General features: G+C 69.5%; 2 protein-coding genes. Both read left to right on the plus strand.

The window, feature by feature from the left end; genetic code table 11:
• Window positions 1-156 precede the first annotated feature (156 nt).
• A complete protein-coding gene (locus AC5RUJ_RS14420) occupies window positions 157-2,037 on the plus strand; it encodes an ABC transporter ATP-binding protein (RefSeq protein ID WP_494128086.1) in 1,881 nt (626 codons plus the stop codon).
• A gap of 114 nt (window positions 2,038-2,151) precedes the next feature.
• The coding region (locus AC5RUJ_RS14425) for a helix-turn-helix transcriptional regulator (RefSeq protein WP_494156062.1) at window positions 2,152-2,538 on the plus strand (387 nt) is incomplete at its 3' end.

Here is a 2,538-nt window from a genome sequence, read left to right on the forward strand (position 1 = left end):
GGGGGCGGCGCCGGTCCTGCACCCGTCAGGCCGGCGCCTTTGCCTGCCCGCCCGCAATTCCGGACAGCTTCCGGCCGCATGGCCGCGGGCAGGAACACCAGGGCGTGCGGATTGGTTCTAGGGTGGCAGTAGCACCATCAGCCGTTAGGAGCCATCATGTCCATGGAAGGGGCAGCCTGGAGTTCGCTGTACCGGCTTTCGCACTCGAAGGAGCAGAAGTCCTTCTCGCGGGAGACTGTCCGCCGGACCTTTGCGTTCGCCGCGCCCTACAAGGGCAAGATTGCTGTCTTTGTGCTGCTCTCGGTGGTGACCGCCACGCTGGCCGTTGCCACGCCGGTTCTCGCCGGCCGGGTCGTGGACGCGATCGTGGCCAGGACCGGCGTCGAGGTAGTGATCTGGCTCGCCGTCGTCATCGCCCTGGTGGCCATCGCCGACGCCGGGCTCAGCATGGTGACCCGGTGGATTTCCTCCGGGCTGGGCGAGGACATCATCCTGGACCTGCGCACCGCCGTGTTCGACCACGTCCAGAAGATGCCGATCGCCTTCTTCATGCGCACCCGCACCGGCGCGCTGGTCAGCCGGCTGAACAACGACGTCATCGGGGCGCAGCGGGCCTTTGCGGGAACGCTTTCCGGCGTGGTGAGCAACCTCGTGGCGCTGATCCTCACGCTGATCGTCATGCTGAACACCTCCTGGCAGGTCACCCTGCTGGCGCTGCTGTTGCTGCCGGTGTTCCTGCTGCCGGCCCGCCGGATGGGCAGCCGGCTCGCCGAACTGCGCCGGGAGACCGCCGACCACAACGCCGCCATGAGCACGCAAATGACCGAACGGTTCTCCGCGCCCGGGGCCACGCTGGTCAAGCTGTTCGGCCGGCCCGCCGACGAATCCCGCGAGTTCAAGCTCCGGGCCCAGCGGGTCCGCGACATCGGCATCAAGACCGCGGTGATGCAGTGGGTGTTCGTCACGGCGCTCACCCTGGTGTCCGCGCTGGCCCTGGCCCTGGTCTACGGGCTCGGCGGTTTCTACGCCATCATCGGCCAGCTGGATCCGGGCGAGGTGGTGACGCTGGCGCTCCTGCTCACCCGCCTGTACGCGCCGCTCACGGCCCTGGCGAACGCCCGGGTGGAGATCTCCAGCGCCCTGGTCAGCTTCGAGCGCGTCTTCGAGGTGCTGGACCTGAAGCCCCTGATTACCGAAAAGGACGACGCCGCTGCGGTGCCGCCGGGCCCGGTCTCCGTCGAGTTCAAGGACGTGCGGTTCGCCTACCCGTCCGCCGACAAGGTGTCGCTGGCCTCGCTGGAGGAGGTCGCGACCCTCGACGCCCGCGGCGGCGAGGAGGTGCTGCACGGGATCAGCTTCCGGGTGGAGCCGGGCCAGACGGTGGCGCTGGTGGGCTCCTCGGGGGCCGGAAAATCCACCATGGCCCAGTTGTTGGCCCGCCTGTACGACGTGGACTCCGGTTCCGTCGAGCTTTCCGGCACCGATGTCCGTGACCTGAGCTTCGAGGCGCTGCGCGGAACCATCGGCATGGTGACCCAGGACGGACACCTGTTCCACGAGACCATCCGCTCCAACCTGCTGCTGGCCCGGCCGGAGGCCAGCGACGACGAGATATGGGACGTCCTGCGCCGCGCCCGGCTGCAGGACCTGATCCGTTCCCTGCCGGACGGCCTGGACACCATGGTGGGGGAGCGCGGCTACCGCCTCTCCGGCGGCGAGCGGCAGCGGATGACCATCGCCCGGCTGCTGCTGGGCCATCCCCGCGTGGTGATCCTGGATGAGGCGACGGCGGCCTTGGACTCCACCAACGAAGCCGCCGTGCAGGCGGCGCTCAGCGAGGCACTCGAGGGTCGCACCGCCGTCGTCATTGCCCACCGGCTGTCCACCGTGCGCTCCGCCGACCGGATCCTGGTCATTGAGGGCGGCCGGATTGCGGAGCAGGGCACGCACGCTGAACTGCTGGCCTTGGAGGGCCGCTACGCCGAGCTGTACCGGACCCAGTTCCTCAGCGATACCCGGGTGGCCGGTCTGGCCTGAGTGCGGCGGTCCGGCCGGCGCCGGGAGGGTGGCCGGGTGGCGGGTGTGGTCCGCCCGTTCAATGACTAGAGTTGCTCTGGGTCCCACACGTCGAAGAAGTGGAAAGCGGGTGCAATGCAGCGCGGAACCAACCTGGGCCGCCTGGGCGGCTACAACCAGGCCGTGATCCTTAACGCCATTCGGCGTGCCCGCGGGGGAATCGCCCGGGTGGAACTGGTGGAGAGCACCGGGCTGTCCCCGCAGACCATCTCCAACGTGGTGCGCCGGCTGGTGGACGAGGGCCTGGTGCGCGAGGACCGCAAGACGGTCAGCGGGCCCGGCAAACCGCGCACCGTCCTGCAGCTGGAACTTTCCAGCCGGCTCGCGATCGGCATCCACCTCGACCCCGTGGTCATGACCTTGGTGATGCTGAACCTCGACGGCGAGGTGGTGGCGCGTGCCCGGCACGACGTCCCCGCCGCAGGCCAGCCGGACGGGATGGCCGCCGCCATGGCCGCCGCG

The sequence above is a fragment of the Arthrobacter sp. Y3223164 genome (genome assembly GCF_059091005.1).

Excerpts from the sequence above, each read along its gene's own strand:
- AC5RUJ_RS14420 (WP_494128086.1), top strand. The coding sequence starts at position 157 with ATGTCCATGGAAGGGGCAGCCTGGAGTTCGCTGTACCGGCTTTCGCAC.